Origin of the sequence: Aeromonas sp. A04, from assembly GCF_047780465.1 — a bacterium.
GTDB classification, from domain to species: Bacteria; Pseudomonadota; Gammaproteobacteria; order Enterobacterales; family Aeromonadaceae; genus Aeromonas; species Aeromonas bestiarum.
In genome coordinates, this window is the sequence record NZ_JBLNHP010000006.1 from 154,035 (window position 1) to 171,566 (window position 17,532).

At 58.6% G+C, this 17,532-nt stretch carries 12 protein-coding genes and 1 tRNA gene; 4 read left to right on the top strand and 9 right to left on the bottom strand.

Going from position 1 to position 17,532, the window contains the following annotated elements; all coding sequences use genetic code 11:
- Positions 1–45: 45 nt before the first annotated feature.
- From ACM3N8_RS17505 to ACM3N8_RS17520, 4 genes are all read right to left on the bottom strand, one after another.
- Positions 46–1,011, bottom strand: a complete 966-nt coding sequence (locus ACM3N8_RS17505) for a tripartite tricarboxylate transporter substrate binding protein (protein ID WP_043557741.1) — start codon at positions 1,009–1,011, stop codon at positions 46–48.
- A 224-nt stretch (positions 1,012–1,235) separates the two neighbouring features.
- Entirely contained in the window at positions 1,236–2,765 is a 1,530-nt protein-coding gene (locus ACM3N8_RS17510) for a lytic transglycosylase F (protein WP_290017989.1), read from the bottom strand.
- 216 nt (positions 2,766–2,981) lie between these two features.
- A complete protein-coding gene (locus ACM3N8_RS17515) occupies positions 2,982–4,667 on the bottom strand; it encodes an aspartate:alanine antiporter (protein WP_042869981.1) in 1,686 nt (561 codons plus the stop codon).
- Between the two features lie 774 nt (positions 4,668–5,441).
- Positions 5,442–5,517 (bottom strand) — tRNA-Asn (locus tag ACM3N8_RS17520).
- Between the two features lie 133 nt (positions 5,518–5,650).
- On the opposite strand from ACM3N8_RS17520, the gene uvrB reads away from it, so the two are divergent.
- From uvrB to ACM3N8_RS17535, 3 genes are all read left to right on the top strand, one after another.
- Complete coding sequence (gene uvrB, locus ACM3N8_RS17525; RefSeq protein ID WP_290017992.1) at positions 5,651–7,663, top strand: excinuclease ABC subunit UvrB; 2,013 nt, start codon at positions 5,651–5,653, stop codon at positions 7,661–7,663.
- A complete protein-coding gene (locus ACM3N8_RS17530) occupies positions 7,660–7,917 on the top strand; it encodes a YkvA family protein (protein WP_172955337.1) in 258 nt (85 codons plus the stop codon). The genes uvrB and ACM3N8_RS17530 overlap by 4 nt, the downstream gene beginning before the upstream one ends.
- 175 nt (positions 7,918–8,092) lie before the next feature.
- Positions 8,093–8,746 (top strand): DedA family protein, encoded by a 654-nt coding sequence (locus ACM3N8_RS17535; RefSeq protein WP_290017995.1) that lies wholly within the window; start codon positions 8,093–8,095, stop codon positions 8,744–8,746.
- A 267-nt stretch (positions 8,747–9,013) separates the two neighbouring features.
- On the opposite strand, the gene dsbB is transcribed toward ACM3N8_RS17535, so the two are convergent.
- The gene (dsbB, locus tag ACM3N8_RS17540; RefSeq protein ID WP_241279130.1) at positions 9,014–9,535 is read right to left on the bottom strand and encodes a disulfide bond formation protein DsbB; all 522 of its coding nucleotides are present in this window, start codon (positions 9,533–9,535) and stop codon (positions 9,014–9,016) included.
- Between the two features lie 85 nt (positions 9,536–9,620).
- Positions 9,621–11,201: a sodium/proton antiporter NhaB gene (nhaB, locus tag ACM3N8_RS17545; protein ID WP_290017997.1), complete on the bottom strand. Its 1,581-nt coding sequence runs from the start codon at positions 11,199–11,201 to the stop codon at positions 9,621–9,623.
- 333 nt (positions 11,202–11,534) lie between these two features.
- Between nhaB and fadR the strand changes: the two genes are divergently transcribed.
- Positions 11,535–12,248 carry a fatty acid metabolism transcriptional regulator FadR gene (fadR, locus tag ACM3N8_RS17550; protein WP_042869993.1) on the top strand — a complete coding sequence of 238 codons (714 nt, stop codon included), beginning with the start codon at positions 11,535–11,537 and terminating at the stop codon, positions 12,246–12,248.
- 58 nt (positions 12,249–12,306) lie between these two features.
- On the opposite strand, the gene ACM3N8_RS17555 is transcribed toward fadR, so the two are convergent.
- Genes ACM3N8_RS17555 through ACM3N8_RS17565 form a run of 3 tightly spaced genes read right to left on the bottom strand, consistent with a single transcriptional unit; the run spans position 12,307 to position 17,054 of the window.
- A complete protein-coding gene (locus ACM3N8_RS17555) occupies positions 12,307–13,824 on the bottom strand; it encodes a SpoVR family protein (protein ID WP_290017999.1) in 1,518 nt (505 codons plus the stop codon).
- A gap of 10 nt (positions 13,825–13,834) precedes the next feature.
- A complete protein-coding gene (locus tag ACM3N8_RS17560) occupies positions 13,835–15,106 on the bottom strand; it encodes a YeaH/YhbH family protein (RefSeq protein WP_043139099.1) in 1,272 nt (423 codons plus the stop codon).
- A 25-nt stretch (positions 15,107–15,131) separates the two neighbouring features.
- Positions 15,132–17,054 (bottom strand): PrkA family serine protein kinase, encoded by a 1,923-nt coding sequence (locus tag ACM3N8_RS17565; RefSeq protein ID WP_042868375.1) that lies wholly within the window; start codon positions 17,052–17,054, stop codon positions 15,132–15,134.
- Positions 17,055–17,532 lie beyond the last annotated feature (478 nt).

Consider the following 17,532-nt stretch of genomic DNA (forward strand, 5'->3'; position numbering starts at 1 on the left):
ACGATGACTCCGTTGGGCGGGGCTGGCCCGCCACAGGTTGAGGGATCACTTGATGAAGCCAAGCTCGCGCATCAGGCCGCCAATCTGCTGCTCCTGCTGGTTGAGGAAGGCGGTGAACTCGGGGCCGGCCTGGTAGAGATTGGTCCAGCTGTTGCGGGCCCGGACCGTTTCCCACTCCGGCTTGTCATACATCTGCTTGAGCAGGGCGGCGAATTCGGCGGATTTTTCGGCGCTGACGGCGGGGGAGGCAAAATAGCCGCGCCAGTTGGCAAAGACAGTCGGGTTGCCCTGCTCGCTGAAGGTGGGGATCTCGCTGGCATCCGGCATGCGCGTCGGTGCCGTCATGCCGAGGATCCGCATCTGGCCGGATTTGACCGCCTCCATCGCCTCGCCAAAGCCGGTGGAGAGCACCTGGGTTTCCCCTGACAGCACAGCCGCCATGGCGCTGCCGCCGGCGTCATAGGCCACGTAACGCAGCTTGCCGGCATCCGCCCCGGCATTCTTGAAGGTCATGGCCGCTACCAGGTGATCCAGGCTGCCACGGGCTGAGCCGCCGGCTATCTTCACCTTGGCGGGGTTGGCCTCATAGGCGGCCAGCAGCTGGGGCCAGTTCTGGTAGGGGGAGTCCAGCGGCACGGCCAGCGCCTGATAATCGGCGATGATGGCTGCCACCGGGGTGAGATCCCGGAACGATTGGGGCAGCTCCTTGGAGAGGGATTTGACGATGATGGGGGTAGAGTTGACCATCAGCGTCTTGTCGGACTGGGCCGAGGTCTCGATCAGGTGGGCGATGGCCTTGGCGCCGCCGCCGGCCGAGATGTTCTGGTAGGAGGCGGTGGTGATGAGGCCGGACTTGGTCAGCGCCTCGCCGGTGCCGCGGGCCGTGTTGTCCCAGCCGCCGCCGGCACCGCCCGGAATGAGGAAGTGGATTTCGTCTATCTTGGCCTGGGCGCCGAGGCTGGCGCCCAGCAGGCAGCAGAGCAACGTGCGTTTGAGGGTTCCTTGCAACATGGTGTACTCCTTGTGATTGTTGCAAGAAGGTTAATTAATCATATCTGACGGGAAAACAATCTGGCCGTAATGGCTATTAAGGCTGTTGTGGTCATTGTGTTCATTCTGGTCATGGCGGTGTGAGGGGCTTGGCCATGGCGGGCATGTGTGAACCCTGCCGCAGGGTGAAAATGCGCTAGGCTCCCCGCCTGAAAGTGGTGAGCCCAGCGGATGCCGGGTGTGGCTCATCCCTTTGATGGCGTGGTGGACACCTTGTCGTCGCGGCTTCCCTGCTGCTTGATGGCCTCGGTTGCCTGCTGCTTGAGCTGCAATTGTTCCATCACCAGCTTGTAGGCAATGTAGTACTTGTAGATGTTGCCCACGTAGGTCACGGTTTCGGGGCCTATCTTCTCCGCCGCCACGTACTCGACGTTGTGAAACCAGACGTTGGGATCCAGCCCCCGCTTCTTCGCCTCGGTGCGCAGCCGCGCCACCCGGGCGGGGCCGGCGTTGTAAGAGGCGAACGAGAACAGCGCCTTGTCGAGGGCCGTCATGGGTTCGTCCGCATAGTAGTGATCTATCATCCAGCGCATGTATTTGGCGCCGCCGTGGATGTTGGGCTCGATCTGGCGGATATCGCCCACCTTCAACCCCTTGCCGGTGGCGGGCATGATCTGCATGATGCCGATGGCGCCGACGTGGCTGCGCGCCTTCTGGTTGAGCGCCGACTCCTGATAACCCTGGGCTGCCATCAGCAGCCAGTCCACATCATAGCGATCGCCATACTGGCGAAACAGCTCCACCACCTGCAGGAATTTCTTGCGCTCGGCCTCGGCGGCGGCGCTCTTGACGAACTTGTTCTGCTTGAGATAACGGGCCAGGATGGCCTCTCCCGTCGCCTTGCCGCGCAGGGCGGCTATCTGCTCGTTGAGCATGGCCAGCAACTGTGGGCTCTCCTTGCGCACCGCCCAGGCGATGATGCCTCCCTCCCGGAACACGGGGTCTTCATGGATGCGGATGGCGGGGAAGATCTTCTGCCAGAAACGGGCCTTGTGCTCGTCCATGACGATGAAGGGCAGCAGGCCGGCGTTGACCATCTCCACCAGATCTTCATCTTCCAGCGCTTCCGGGGCCGGCTGGATGTCGATGAGGGGTTCACCCGCCGCTTTGCGCGCCTGGTTGTAGGCGATCAGGCTCTCGAAGTAGCTCGAAGAGGGGCGCACATAGAGGGTCTGGCCCCCCAGATCGGCGGCGCTTTCCACCTTGGGGGAGGCCGGCCCCGAGATCAGCAGCTCCCGCACGTTTTCCAGCAGGGGCGCGGTAAATTCCACCCCCTGCTTCTTGCGTTGATCCGTGATGGTGAGGTTGGCGGCGGCTATGTCACCCTTGCCCTCGACAAGGGACTTGAGCAGGGACTCCCTGGCTACCGGGATGAAGACGATGTGCAGCTTGAGGTGGCGCTTGAGGTTTTTTCCCTTGCGCAGCTGTTCGTTGAGCCGTTTCTCCAATTGCATGAAGGCGTCGTAGGTAACGCCTCTTTGCACCCCCTTGTTGATGAAGTAGCCGGTCTTGTTGTAGGTGGTCAGCACCCGCAGGGTGCGCCGCGCCAGCATGTCATCGAGGTCGCCGAGCATGGGGGTGGCCAGCTCTTCGGTGCTGAATGCCAGCGAGGCTGGCTCGGGGTCGGCCTCCTTTGTGGGGGAGGCTTGCGGTGCAGTGGCGGCCTGAAGCGGGCCGCACAGCAGCCAGATCAGAAGGATCCATAACCGTATCATGACGATGCCCTCGTGTGTTTCATTGAGTGTAAGCGGCATGCAGCGGGCGCTTTAGCTCATTGGGTTTGATAAACGAGGGCGAATAGCACAATAGGCCCTATCGGATTGGCCGGGTCAGGAAGGGGGAGGCAGTGGTCTAGGCTGTGTGCGGGTGATGGGGATGAAATGAAGAAGGGAGCCATAATGGCTCCCTTCTTGTTGCGGTGCGATACGGCGCTAGAACCAGAAGCCGATGATGAAGGAGCCTGCCAGGGTCAGCATGACGTTGGCCACCGCATAGGTGCCCGCATAGCCGAGCGCCGGGATGGAGCTGTTGGCCGCCTCGTTCACCACGTCCATGGCCGGGGCACAGGTGCGGGCACCCGTGATGGCCCCCAGCAGCAGGGCCGGGTTCATCTTCAGCACCCAGACCCCGAACAGATAGCCCACCAGCACCGGCAAGGTGGTCACCAGCATGCCGGAGAAGAGTACCACGGCACCGACCTGGCTCAGGTGATCCAGAATGCCGCCGCCCGCCTTGAGGCCTGTGCTTACCATGAAGACGGCGAGACCCAGATCCTTGGCCAGACGCAGGGCGCCCGGCGGCACATAGCCGACCGTGGGGTGGTTGGCTCTCAGGTAGCCCATCAGGATCCCCGCCAGCAGCAGGCCGACGGCGTTGCCCAGACCAAATTCGAGCTGGCCGAACACCAGGGAGACGGAGCCTATCAGCAGGCCCAGCACGAAGAAGGTGGTGAAGGCCACCAGATCCGTGGTCTGGCTGTGGATGCTGATGAAGCCTATCTTGTTGGCCAGCAGCTTGACCCGCTGCTTCTCGCCGCTGATCTGCAGCACGTCGCCCTTTTGCAGCATGATGTTGCGATCGAACGGCATCTCTATCTGGGAGCGTACCACCCGGTTGAGGAAGCAGCCCTTCTCGGTGAGGTTGAGCTCCACCAGATGGCGGCCCACCACGGCATCGTTCTTCACCACTATCTCTTCGGTGACTATCTGCAGGTCAAGCAGGTTGCGGTCGAACACCTCCTTGCCGTTGCGATAGTTGACGTCGAGCTTCTCGTGGCTCTCGGGATAGCCCACCAAGGCGATCTCGTCCCCCTCCTGGATGACGGCGTCGCCATCCGGGCTCGCCAGTATGCCGTTGCGGCGGATCCGCTCCACATAGCAGCCGGTGTGGGGATAGATGCCGGTCTCGCGCAGGGTGCGTCCCCCGATCCAGGCTGCCAGCTCGGGGCCGACCCGGTAGGCGCGGATGATGGGCAGATAGGTCTTGCGGCTCTCGCTGTCGGACAGCCCCCGCTCGCGGGCTATCTTCTGGGCCTCGGTGTTGAGGTCCAGCCGTGCCAGGGAGGGGAGGTAGCGCACCACCAGCATCAGCCCCACCAGACCCACCAGATAGGTCAGGGCATAGCCGATCCCCATGTTGTCGAGCACGGGTTGCATGTCGGTGCCATGGGGCAGGTTGAGCAGGCCGCTGCGCAGGGCATCCTGTGCCCCCACCAAGGCCGGGGTCGAGGTCAGCGAACCGGCCAGTATGCCGGCGGCCATGCCTGGTCCCAGGTTGAAGAACTTGGCCAGCCCCACCGTCAACAGCAGCGCCGTCAGCAGGATCACCAGGGTGAGGGTGATGTAGTGGATGCCATCGCGCAGGAAGACGCTGAAGAAGTGCGGTCCCGCCTCTATGCCCACGCAGAAGATGAACAGCATGAAGCCGACGTTCTCCGTGGTGGCGGTGAACTCGAAGCCCATCTGGCCGAACAGCAGGGCGGTAAAGAGCACGCCTATGGTGTTGCCAATCTGGAAATTGCCGAGTTTGACTTTGCCCAGCAGCAGGCCGAAGGCCAGTACCACGAACAGCAGCAGGGAGTCGCTTTGATGTAGCAGTGTCACGAAATCTATGGTCATGCCCGGAAAAACCGAGGAAAAAAGTGGGGCCGATATTGTGCCGGATCCCTCACCAATAAAGAAGCGTCAAAGGAGGATTAATCGGCAGTAAAGCGTTCCGCTGCCGCCATGGTCGAGGGAAACCTCGGGGCTGGCAGGAAAATGACCTCTATTTCCCTCTGCCTGCCCCGCTGTCAATGAGTGATTCCTGCTATCTGTGATCCCGGCCCGCACACCCCGCTTGAAAATTTATTCCCTGCTGTTTGGCGGCCAGGTTTGGCGTTTTTTCAGCATATCTGACTGGGGGCGATGGACCGCAATGGAAACGAGTATTGGGGGGCAGGATGGGGGGTGACCCATGGCGTACGGGATGGCGAAAAGATATCTGGAAAAAGTATCTGATCGCTGGCCTTTTGACCCATTCGGGGGGGCGCTCAAAAACAGCAGAAAATGGGGGTGGCAAGGAAAATCGGCTCTCGCTGGCGGCGATGGCCTGCGAGGCTAGGCCGCGACTGGCTTTGGCTGACTTACCCACAGAATCTGTGGATAACCCTGTGCGTGAAACTTGGTGATCAGCCTGCAGGCCGCGCCAATACTGGGGCGCAAGGGCTGTTCAAAAAATACCGGCAAAAAAATGTTTCTATAAAAATCAAATGGTTAGGTGTGACAGAACAAAACGCTGTCGGGGCGGGAGAGGGAGCAATGAGAGGTTGTCACCGCAGGGCGCGGCTTGTGCATTAAAATTGGCAGAGGAAAGCACTAAAGTGGATAACTTGCACCGAGATGGTGAGGAATTGGCTCCCCCGACTGGACTTGAACCAGTGACATACGGATTAACAGTCCGCCGTTCTACCGACTGAACTACGGGGGAACATCAGGCAAGGAGGGGCACTATACAGAGCTCGCTTTTCGAGGTCAATAGCCGCTTGGGCAGGAGAGTGGATACCCAGGCCACCCCAACTCGGAGTACACTTCTGCCTTGCCGTTTTTTGCCGGGAGTCGTCATGAGCAAGTTATTCCAGTTGGCCAGCCAGTTTGAACCCGCGGGCGATCAGCCAGAGGCGATCGCCCGCCTGCTCGATGGCATAGAGTCCGGCCTCGCCCACCAGACCCTGCTCGGGGTGACTGGCTCGGGCAAGACCTTCACCATGGCCAACGTGATCGCGACCCTGAACCGTCCCACCATGATACTGGCCCCCAACAAGACGCTGGCGGCCCAGCTCTATGGCGAGATGAAGGAGTTCTTCCCCGACAACTCGGTGGAGTATTTCGTCTCCTACTACGACTACTATCAGCCCGAGGCCTATGTACCGACCACGGACACCTTCATCGAGAAGGATGCCTCCATCAACGATCACATAGAACAGATGCGGCTGTCGGCCACCAAGGCGTTGCTGGAGCGGCGGGACGTGATCATAGTCGCCTCTGTGTCGGCCATCTATGGTCTGGGGGATCCCCAGGCTTACCTCAGCATGATGCTGCACCTCAAAGTCGGGGACCTGATCAATCAGCGGGACATACTGCGCCGCCTTGCCGAGCTGCAATACACCCGCAACGACATGGCGTTTCAGCGCGGCACCTTCCGGGTGCGGGGGGAGGTGATCGACATCTATCCCGCCGAATCGGACAAGCTGGCGTTGCGGGTGGAGCTGTTTGACGAGGAGGTGGAGCGGCTCTCCCAGTTCGATCCCCTGACCGGTGCCATCGAGCAGACGGTGGTGCGCTACACCATCTACCCCAAGACCCACTACGCCACCCCGCGCGAGACCATACTGGGCGCCATCGAACACATCAAGGAGGAGTTGCGGAGCCGCCGGGAGCAGCTGTTGTCGCTCAACAAGCTGGTGGAAGAGCAGCGCATCAGCCAGCGCACCCAGTTCGACATGGAGATGATGCAGGAGCTCGGTTACTGCTCCGGCATCGAGAACTACAGCCGCTATCTCTCGGGCCGGGCGCCGGGGGAGCCGCCGCCCACCCTGTTTGACTACCTGCCGGGGGATGGCCTGCTCATCATCGACGAATCCCACGTTACCGTGCCCCAGATAGGCGCCATGTTCAAAGGGGACAGGTCCCGCAAGGAGACCCTGGTGGAGTACGGCTTCCGGCTGCCTTCGGCGCTCGACAACCGGCCGCTGAAGTTCGATGAATTCGAGGCCCTGATGCCGCAGACGGTGTTTGTCTCGGCGACCCCTGGCCCCTACGAGCTGGACAAGTCCGGTGGCGACGTGGTGCAGCAGGTGGTGCGTCCCACCGGCCTGCTCGATCCCGAGATAGAGGTGCGGCCTGTCACCACCCAGGTGGATGATCTGCTCTCCGAGATCCGGCTGCGGGTCGCGGTGGAGGAGCGGGTGCTGGTGACCACGCTCACCAAACGGATGTCGGAGGACTTGACCGAGTATCTGGCCGATCACGATGTGCGAGTGCGCTACCTGCACTCCGACATCGATACCGTCGAGCGGGTGGAGATCATCCGCGATCTGCGCCTCGGCAAGTTCGACGTGCTGGTGGGCATCAACCTGTTGCGCGAAGGGCTCGACATGCCGGAGGTCTCCCTGGTGGCTATTCTGGATGCGGACAAGGAGGGCTTCCTGCGCTCCACCCGGTCGCTGATCCAGACCATCGGCCGCGCCGCCCGCAACCTCAACGGCAAGGTCATTCTCTATGGGGATACCATCACCAATTCCATGAGGGTGGCCATCGAGGAGACGGAGCGCCGCCGCGCCCTGCAGCATGCCCACAACCTCGAACACGGCATCACTCCCAAGGGGCTCAACAAGTCGGTGGGGGACGTGATGGACATGGGGGGCAGCCGCAGCGCGGGCAAAGTGGGCAGGGGCGGTCGCAAGGCAGCCGAGCCGCAGGGGGAATACCATGCCCGCTCCGCCAGCGAGATCGCCAAAGAGATCAAGCGGATGGAAGAGCAGATGTTCCAGCATGCGCGGGATCTGGAGTTCGAACAGGCGGCCGCGTTGAGAGACCAGATCCAGCGGCTGCGCCACGAGTTGATCGAAAGTTGATGGGCAAACGCTGGCTCATCTGGCGGCGCGTGCGTCGCCTCTATCTGGGCTTTCGCCATCCGGCCACCCCCTGGTGGGCCAAGGGGCTGGTGATCCTCATTTTGCTCTATGGCATCAGCCCGGTGGATCTTATCCCCGATGTGGTGCCTCTGCTCGGCTGGCTCGATGATGTGACTCTGCTGCTGGTGTTGCTGTGGGGCTGGGAGAAATGCCTGCCTGAACACGTCAGGCTGACGCTGGATAAACAAAACTGAATCAGTTCCCCTCTTAATCAGGGGTGAACAGGCGCCGGTTTTTTATCTTTTTCAGGTAAAAAAGGGAACCGATTAGGTTTCGTTGTCCACTGATTAAAAAGAGCATAATAGGGAGATTGTGACCCTGAATGCATTGGCGTAGACTCCACGCCGTTCACTTTATGAGTATGAAAAAATGGATCTGATCCTGTTTGCAATCGACTTTATCCTGCACGTTGACGTGCATTTGAAAGAGCTGTTCGAAAACTATGGTGTCTGGGTTTACGCCATCCTGTTTCTGATCATCTTCTGTGAAACAGGGCTGGTAGTGACACCCTTCCTGCCGGGTGACTCTCTGCTGTTTGCGGCCGGAGCCCTCACCGTGGGCAGTGTGCTGGACGTGCATACTCTGGCTGGGCTGCTGATCATCGCCGCCGTGCTCGGCAACGTGGTCAACTACACCATTGGCCACTTCTTCGGCGAGCAGTTGTTCCGCAATCCGGACTCCAAGATCTTCCGTCGGGACTATCTGGACAAGACTCATGCCTTCTATGCGCGTCATGGCGGCAAGACCATCATCATCACCCGTTTCCTGCCGATCGTGCGTACCTTTGCCCCCTTCGTTGCGGGCATGGGCGCCATGACCTACCCGCGCTTCCTGGTGTTCAACCTGGTGGGCGGCCTGTTTTGGGTGCTCTCGTTCGTCTACGCCGGCCACTTCTTTGGCAATCTGCCTGTGGTGCGTCAGAACTTTACGCTGCTCATCTTCGGCATCATCGGCATCTCGCTGCTGCCCATGGTGATCGGCATGGTGAAGGCCAGGATGAACGCCAGCAAGGCGGCATCCTGATCCACATCGTGTATGGGGGATAGATCAGCATGAGAAAAAGGGGAGCCAGTGGCTCCCCTTTTTATATGGTATTGGCAGCCTCAGCTGCAGCAGCGACTCTTGACCAGATTGCCGATGGCCACTACCGCATAGATCCGCGTGCAGGCGGCTAAGCTGGCTACGGCATGGTGAGTACGTGTTGGAAGCGGATGAGCGCTGGGTCTGGTGATGGATAATGATTGAAAAAATGGGAGCCAATGGCTCCCATTTTTAATGACACAGTCTGGTTTAGCTGCAGCAGCGACCCTTGACCAGGTTGCCGATGATTACCACCACGAAGACCAGCAGGTAGGCGGCGAAGATGGCCACCAACCACTGAGGCATGGAGAAGCTCAGGAACTGCCAGCTGATCTCGCTGCAATCCCCATCCGGGAAGAACAGCCAGGGGACCCACTGATCGAGGGGGGCCCAGCTCGGGAAGTCGGCAAAGGGGCTGCAGACGTTGAATGGGGAGGGGTTCATCTGATAATCCACATGCTTGAGCGCCAGCTGGAGGCCGCGGAAGGCACTGTAGCCCCACAGCAGCAGGGCGCTCCAGCGCACATACCACTTCTGCGGTGCCACCATGCCGAGCAGGCCTGCCGATATGACCCCCAGCGTGGCGATCCGCTCATAGACACACATGACACAGGGATGCAGGCCCAGCACGTGCTGGAAGAAGAGGGCGCTCAACTCGAGGAACAGGGCGGAGGCGGCAAGCAGGCCCCATGCCAGCCGATGGGCGGCGATACGTCGCAGAAACTCAATCATCTGGTTGATCTCACAGAAAAAACAGTGGCTGAATTAGAGCAGAGCAGGGGCTAAAAAGAAAGGGCCCAGGCGGGCCCTTATGGGATCAGTGCAGCGCCGGCAGCACCGCAGGCGTGACCTTGTCGAGCACCAGCCAACCGGCCTGATAGAACCACTCGGTCACCGGGCCGAGCAGCATCTCCACCGAGACGAAACCCACCAGCCCCAGCACCAGGGTATAGGGCAGCGCCATCCATACCATGCGGCCATAGGAGAGGCGCAACAAGGGAGCCAGTGCCGAGGTCAGCATGAACAGGAAGGCGGCCTGGCCGTTGGGGGTGGCGACTGACGGCAGGTTGGTGCCGGTATTGATGGCGACGGCCAGCAGATCGAACTGTTCACGGCTGATGGCGTTGTTGAGCAGGGCCGTCTTCACCTCATTGATGTAGACGGTGCCGACGAAGACGTTGTCGCTGACCATGGAGAGCAGGCCGTTGGCCAGATAGAAGAGGGCGAGTTGATCGTCCGGCTCGGCGGCCAGCACCCACTGGATCACGGGTTTGAACAGCTGCTGATCTATGATGACGGCCACCACGCTGAAGAAGACGGCGAGCAGGGCGGTGAAGGGCAGGGCCTCTTGGAATGCCTTGCCGAGCGAATGCTCCTCCGTGATGCCGGTCAGTGAGGTCGCCAGTACTATGACAGACAACCCGATCAGCCCGACGGCCGCCAGGTGCATGGCCAGCCCCGAGATCAGCCAGAGGGCGATCAGCGCCTGTACGATCAGCTTGGCCTTGTCTTGTGGGGAGCGCTCGGCCTCTTCGTAGCGGTTGTAATCCTCCATGATGCGTCGCACCGCATCCGGCAACTGGGCGCCATAGCCAAACCAGCGGCACTTCTCGACCAGGATGCAGGTGAGCAGGCCGCAGAAAAACACGGGGACTGTGACCGGTGACATGCGGATGGCAAATTCACCAAAATGCCAGCCAGCCTGTTCACCAATAATCAGGTTTTGCGGCTCTCCCACCAGGGTACAGACACCGCCGAGGGCCGTCCCTATGGCGGCGTGCATCATCAGGCTGCGCAGGAAGGCACGGAAATCGTCCAGATGCTGGCGATTGAGTTCGTTGACGGAATTGTCGTTGGTGTAGTCGTGTGAATTACCGAAATCCTTGCCGGAGGAGACCTTGTGGTAGATGGCGTAGAAGCCCGTTGCGACGCTGATCACCACGGCGATCACGGTCAGGGCGTCGAGGAAGGCAGACAGGAAGGCCGATACCAGGCAAAACGCCAGGGAGAGCAGGGTCTTGGAGTGGATCCTGATCAGCAGCTTGGTAAACACGTAGAGCAGCAACTGCTTCATGAAGTAGATGCCGGCCACCATGAACACCAGCAGCAGCAGCACCTCTATGTTGGCCACCAGCTCATGCTTGACCTGCTCTGCCGAGGTCATGCCGATCAGCACGGCTTCGATGGCCAGCAAGCCACCGGGTTGCAGTGGATAGCACTTGAGCGCCATGGCCAGGGTGAAGATGAATTCAACCACCAGCAGCCAGCCGGCGGCGAAAGGGTCGAGATGGAAGGCGATCGGGTTGATCAGCAGAAATAGCAGAATGGCGGCCTTGTACCACTGGGGCGCATTGCCCAGGAAGTTCCTGGCAAAGGCTTGGCCTAAGCTGATTGGCATAATAATGGGTCTCTGTTTTGTTGTGGGTATCTGCGTCTATGCAGTCAAGACAGGCTCGACCAGAACATCCGGATGTTGTCCCTTATCAGATTGATTCCTCATGATTTTAATCAAAAATGGCCTTAACTATAAATAACATAGTGTCCCTTGCCCAAGAGAATGTCCGTTTTATCGCCAGATGGCGGGGTTGGCTGGCACCTATTGCGGAAATGCATACATTTATTTAACAAAATAGCCTGCTTATGTGAGCAGAGGACTGACCTTCTGCTTGCCAGCCCTCTCTGCTTTGCTATTATTCGTGGGCCTTTTTACGTACTACAACAGAGTCACTACATGGTCATAAAAGCGCAGAGCCCTGCAGGGTTTGCCGAGGAATACATCATCGAGTCCATCTGGAACAATCGCTTTCCTCCAGGATCCATATTGCCGGCCGAGCGCGAGCTGTCCGAGCTGATCGGGGTGACTCGTACTACCTTGCGCGAAGTGCTGCAGCGTCTGGCCCGCGATGGCTGGCTCACCATCCAGCATGGCAAACCGACCAAGGTGAACAATTTTTGGGAGACCTCGGGTCTCAACATCCTGGAAACCCTGGCCCGTCTGGATCAGGACAAGGTACCGGATCTGGTGGCCCAGCTGCTGTCGGCTCGCACCAATATCTGCACCATCTTCATCCGTGGCGCGATCCGCAACAACCCTGAGCAAGCCGCCGAGATACTGCGTGGTGCCAATGCGGTGGACAGCACTCCGGAAGCGTATGCGGAGTTTGATTACCGTCTGCATCACCAGCTCTCCTTTGCCTCCGGTAACCCCATCTACGCCCTGATCCTCAATGGCTTCAAGGGGCTCTATAGTCGGGTTGGACGTTACTACTTCTCTGACAAGCAGGCTCGTGAAACGGCGGATGCCTATTACAAGACCTTGCTGGGTCTGGCCGAGACCAAGAATCACGAAGCCGTGTTCATGACGGTACGCCAGTACGGCATAGAGTCCGGCAAGCTGTGGACCCGTCTGCGCCAGGACATGCCGAGCAATCTGTGCGATAACTGATTGCTGATGCAAAGAAAAACGCGCCTTCTGGCGCGTTTTTTTATGGCTGAAAGTGGCCTCAGGCCGGTTTCTTCTCCGGACAGCGGCCTATGATGTCGGCAGGCAGGTCGCCGTTATCCTGCTCCAGCACCACATCGAATCCCCATAGCTGATGCAGATGCCTGAGCACCTCGTGGCGGGAATCCCCCAGCGGGATCCGGTTGTGCGGCACATAGCGCAGGGTCAGCGAACGATCGCCCTTCACCGCCACGTTGTAGACCTGAATGTTGGGCTCCAGATTGCTCAAGTTGTACTGGGCCGACAAGGTATTGCGCACCAGTCGATAACCCTCCTCGTTGTGGATGGCGGAGACCTTGAGGTAGTTCTTCAGATCGTCATCATCGATGGCGAACAGCTTCATCTCCCGCATCACCTTGGGACTCAGGAACTGACTGATGAAACTCTCGTCCTTGAAGTTCTGCATGGCGAAATGCAGGGTATCTACCCAGCTGGTGCCGGCGTAATCGGGGAACCAGTATCTGTCCTCCTCGGTCGGGTTCTCGCAGATGCGGCGCAGATCGGTGAACATGGCGAAACCGAGGGCGTAGGGGTTGATCCCCGAGTAGTAGCGGCTGTTGTAAGGGGGCTGGTACACCACGTTGGTATGGCTGTGCAGCACCTCTATCATGAAGCGATCGCTGATCTTGCCCTCGTCATACAGGTGGTTGAGGATGGTGTAGTGCCAGAAGGTGGCCCAGCCTTCGTTCATCACCTGAGTCTGTTTTTGCGGGTAGAAGTACTGGCTGATCTTGCGCACTATGCGCACTATCTCGCGCTGCCAGGGCTCAAGCAGAGGGGCATTCTTCTCGATGAAGTAGAGGATGTTCTCCTGCGGCTCGGCCGGGTAGCGTCTGTCTTCAACCCCCAAGGCCTTGTGCTGCTTGGGCAAGGTGCGCCACAGTTCGTTGACCTGGGTCTGCAGGTAGTCTTCCCGCGCCTTCTGGCGACGCTTCTCCTCCGCCAGCGAGATCTTCTGCGGCCGCTTGTAACGGTCTACACCGAAGTTCATCAGCGCATGGCAGGAGTCGAGCAGCTTCTCCACCGCATCTATGCCGTGTTTCTCTTCGCATTCGGTGATGTAGTTCTTGGCGAACAGCAGGTAGTCGATGATGGAGGAGGCGTCGGTCCAGGTCTTGAACAGATAGTTGTTCTTGAAGAAGGAGTTGTGGCCATAGCAGGCGTGCGCCATCACCAGCGCCTGCATCGGCATTGTGTTCTCCTCCATCAGATAGGCGATGCAGGGATCCGAGTTGATGACGATCTCGTAGGCCAGTCCCATCTGGCCGCGCTTGTAGTTGCGCTCGGTGTGGATGAAGCGTTTGCCAAATGACCAGTGCTGGTAGCCGATGGGCATGCCGACACTGGAGTAGGCATCCATCATCTGTTCTGCCGTGATCACTTCGATCTGGTTGGGGTAGGTATCCAGTCGATAGAACCTGGCGACCCGGGCGATCTCCTGATGATAAGTTTCCAGCAGATCGAAGTTCCAGTCCGGGCCATCGTCCAGTGGCGGTACTTTTCTTGCGGTTTCTACCATATGGCCTCCCTCACGCCGCTTGCTTCTTGAACAGCTCCCGGAATACCGGATAAATATCCTCGACCTTGCGAATGTGCTCCATCGCGAAGTGGGGGAACTGGCTGGCCACCGACTCATACTCGTGCCACAGGGTCTGGTGGGCGCGGGTGGTGATCTCGATGTAGGAGTAGTACCGCACCCGCGGCATGATGTCCCGTGTCAGGATCTCCCGGCATTGCGGTGAATCATCGGCCCAGTTGTCACCATCCGAGGCTTGCGCCGCGTAGATGTTCCATTGATGGGCGGGGTAACGCTCGTTGATGATGTCGTTCATCATCTTGAGCGCGCTGGAGACTATGGTGCCGCCCGTTTCCTGGGAGTAGAAAAACTCGTGTTCGTCCACTTCCTTGGCCTGGGTGTGGTGGCGAATGTAGACCACTTCCACGTTCTTGTAGGTCCGGCTCAGGAACAGATAGAGCAGGATATAGAAGCGCTTGGCCATCTCCTTGGTGGCCTGATCCATGGAGCCCGACACGTCCATCAGGCAGAACATCACCGCCTGGCTGGAAGGCACGGGCCGTTTGACGAAGTTGTTGAATTTGAGATCGAAGGTGTCGATGAAGGGCACGGCTGCGATCCGCCGTTTCAGCTCTCTGATCTCCTTCTCAAGCAGGGCAATTTCGGCAAAGTGTTCGTTGGGATCGGCTGCCAGCAGGGTCAGCCGCTCTTCCAGCTCATGGAGCTGGCGTTTCTTGCCCGACTGCAGCGCCATGCGCCGGGCCAATGAGTTTTGCAGCGAGCGCACCACGTTGATATTGGCGGGCACCCCGTTGGAGGTGTAGCCCGCCCGGTAGGTTTTCACTTCCATCAGCTGGTTGAGCTGGGTTTTCTGCAGGCGTGGCAGCTCCAGATCTTCAAACAGCAGGTCCAGATACTCATCCTTGGAGATCTGGAACACGAAATCGTCAGCACCTTCTCCCTGATTGGATGCCTGACCTTCGCCCGATCCCTGGCCTGCTCCCCCTCCCTTGGGGCGGTCAATCTTGTCACCAGAGACGAATTGATCATTGCCGGGATGCACCATCTCCCGTTTACCGCCTTGCCCCTGATGGAAATGGGGTTCGCCGATATCCTTGGTCGGGATGCTGATGCTCTCGCCCTTGTCTACGTCCTGAATGCTGCGCTTGGAGACAGCATCCGAGACCGCTTGTTTGATCTGCTTCTTGTAGCGGCGGATGAAGCGCTGCCGATTGACAGCGCTTTTGTTTTTGCCGTTGAGCCTGCGGTCGATAAAATGCGCCATAACTCCCCCTTGAACCACGGCAGGGTCAGGATGACTTGCGTACCCTGAGATACCATTCGGAGAGCAGTCGCACCTGTTTGCGGGTGTAGCCTTTCTCCATCATCCGTTCGACAAAGTTATCGTGCTTCTTCTGCTCCTCGGCCGAGGTTTTGCTGTTGAAGGAGATAACCGGCAGCAGCTCTTCCGTGTTGGAGAACATCTTCTTCTCGATCACGGTGCGCAGCTTCTCGTAACTGGTCCAGTTGGGGTTACGGCCTGCATTGTTGGCTCGGGCCCGCAGCACGAAGTTGACGATTTCGTTGCGAAAATCCTTCGGATTGCTGATCCCGGCGGGTTTCTCAATCTTCTCCAGCTCGCTGTTGAGCGATGCCCTGTCAAACAGCTGACCGGTTTCCGGGTCACGGTACTCCTGATCCTGGATCCAGAAGTCGGCATAGGTGACGTAGCGATCGAAGATGTTCTGGCCGTACTCCGAATAGGATTCGAGGTAAGCGGTCTGGATCTCCTTGCCGATGAACTCCACATAGCGCGGGGTCAGATAGCCCTTGATGAACTCGAGATAGCGATCATGCAGCTCCTGCGGGAACTGCTCACGTTCAATCTGCTGCTCCAGTACGTAGAAGAGATGCACCGGGTTGGCCGCTACTTCCGCGTGGTCAAAGTTGAAGACGCGGGAGAGGATCTTGAACGCGAAGCGGGTCGACAGGCCATTCATGCCCTCGTCCACACCGGCATAGTCGCGATACTCCTGATAGCTCTTCGCCTTGGGATCCGTGTCTTTCAGGCTCTCGCCATCGTAGACCCGCATCTTGGAGTAGAGGCTGGAGTTTTCCGGCTCTTTCAGTCGTGAAAGGACGGAGAACTGACCCAGCAGCTCCAGAGTGCCGGGCGCGCACTTGGCGTCGGTCAACTCACTGTTGATCAGCAGTTTTTCGTAGATCTTTACCTCTTCCGAGACGCGCAGGCAGTAGGGCACCTTGACGATGTAGACACGGTCGAGGAAGGCCTCGTTGTTCTTGTTGTTGCGGAACTGCTGCCACTCGGATTCGTTGGAGTGAGCCAGCAGAATGCCGTCGAAGGGAAGGGCGGAAAGCCCCTCTGTGCCGTTGTAGTTCCCCTCCTGGGTCGCGGTCAGCAGCGGGTGCAGCACCTTGATCGGCGCCTTGAACATCTCCACGAACTCCATTATCCCCTGGTTCGCCTTGCACAGCGCCCCCGAGTAGGAGTAGGCATCGGCATCATCCTGGGCAAAATGCTCCAGCATGCGGATGTCGACCTTGCCGACCAGAGAGGAGATATCCTGGTTGTTGTCATCGCCCGGTTCTGTTTTGGCGATGGCAATCTGATCGAGGATTGAGGGATTGACCTTCTCTACCTTGAACTTGGAGATGTCGCCACCGAACTCGTGCAGTCGCTTGGCCACCCAGGGTGACATGATGGGGCGCAGGTAGCGGCGCGGGATACCGTACTCTTTTTCCAGCAGCTCACCATCCTCTTCGATGTCAAACAGACAGAAGGGGTGATCGTTGACCGGTGAGCCCTTGATGCGATAGACAGGCACTTTCTGCATCAGAGACTTGAGTTTTTCAGCCAGAGAGGATTTGCCGCCGCCAACCGGCCCCAGCAGATAGAGGATCTGCTTCTTCTCTTCCAGCCCTTGAGCCGAGTGCTTGAGGTAGGAGACAATCTGTTCGATGGCCTCTTCCATGCCGTAGAAATCTTTGAAGGCGGGATAGCGTGCGACGACGCGGTTGGAAAAAAGGCGACTGAGTCTGGGATTGACCGAGGTGTCGATCATTTCCGGCTCGCCGATGGCGACCAGCAAGCGTTCGGCAGCGGAGGCATAGCAGGCTTTGTCCTGCTTACACATATCCAGAAACTCCTGGATGCTGTACTCCTCTTCCCTGGCTTTCTCGTATCGCTGTTGATAATGCTCGAAGATGCCCATAACTTTGCCCTCGTTATAGTCGCTTACCCTGAAAAGAGTGGATCACTACTTTTGTTCTGTTTACCTCATTAAGCCTAGTCAACAGCCCCCAGTAATCCATCACCATCTATTGGTTTAAATTTGCAAGGGTACTTCCCGATCCTGATGCGGGAAGGCGCAATCAGTGACACACCTATGTTACTGACTGTTAAATTATTTTTGCCACGATAGTGAGGTAAATGTCAAAGACATAAAAAATAAATGTTTGCCAGAAAATGGAAAGAAGATCGAATTTATCGGGTCATCTGGCTGCAGCCTAGACAGGGCAAGGGGAGGGGGAATGGCAAGAGGGAAATGCATTACGTTTACGTCAGCGTAATGTAGTCTGTTTGGTGCTTTGGCTCTAATTTTTACATTGACGCTACATTGCGGCTGCTCTAGATTGGCCCTGTGTCAGGCAGTCAGCGCTTTAGCAAGAGAGTGGTTGGTTGCTGGATAC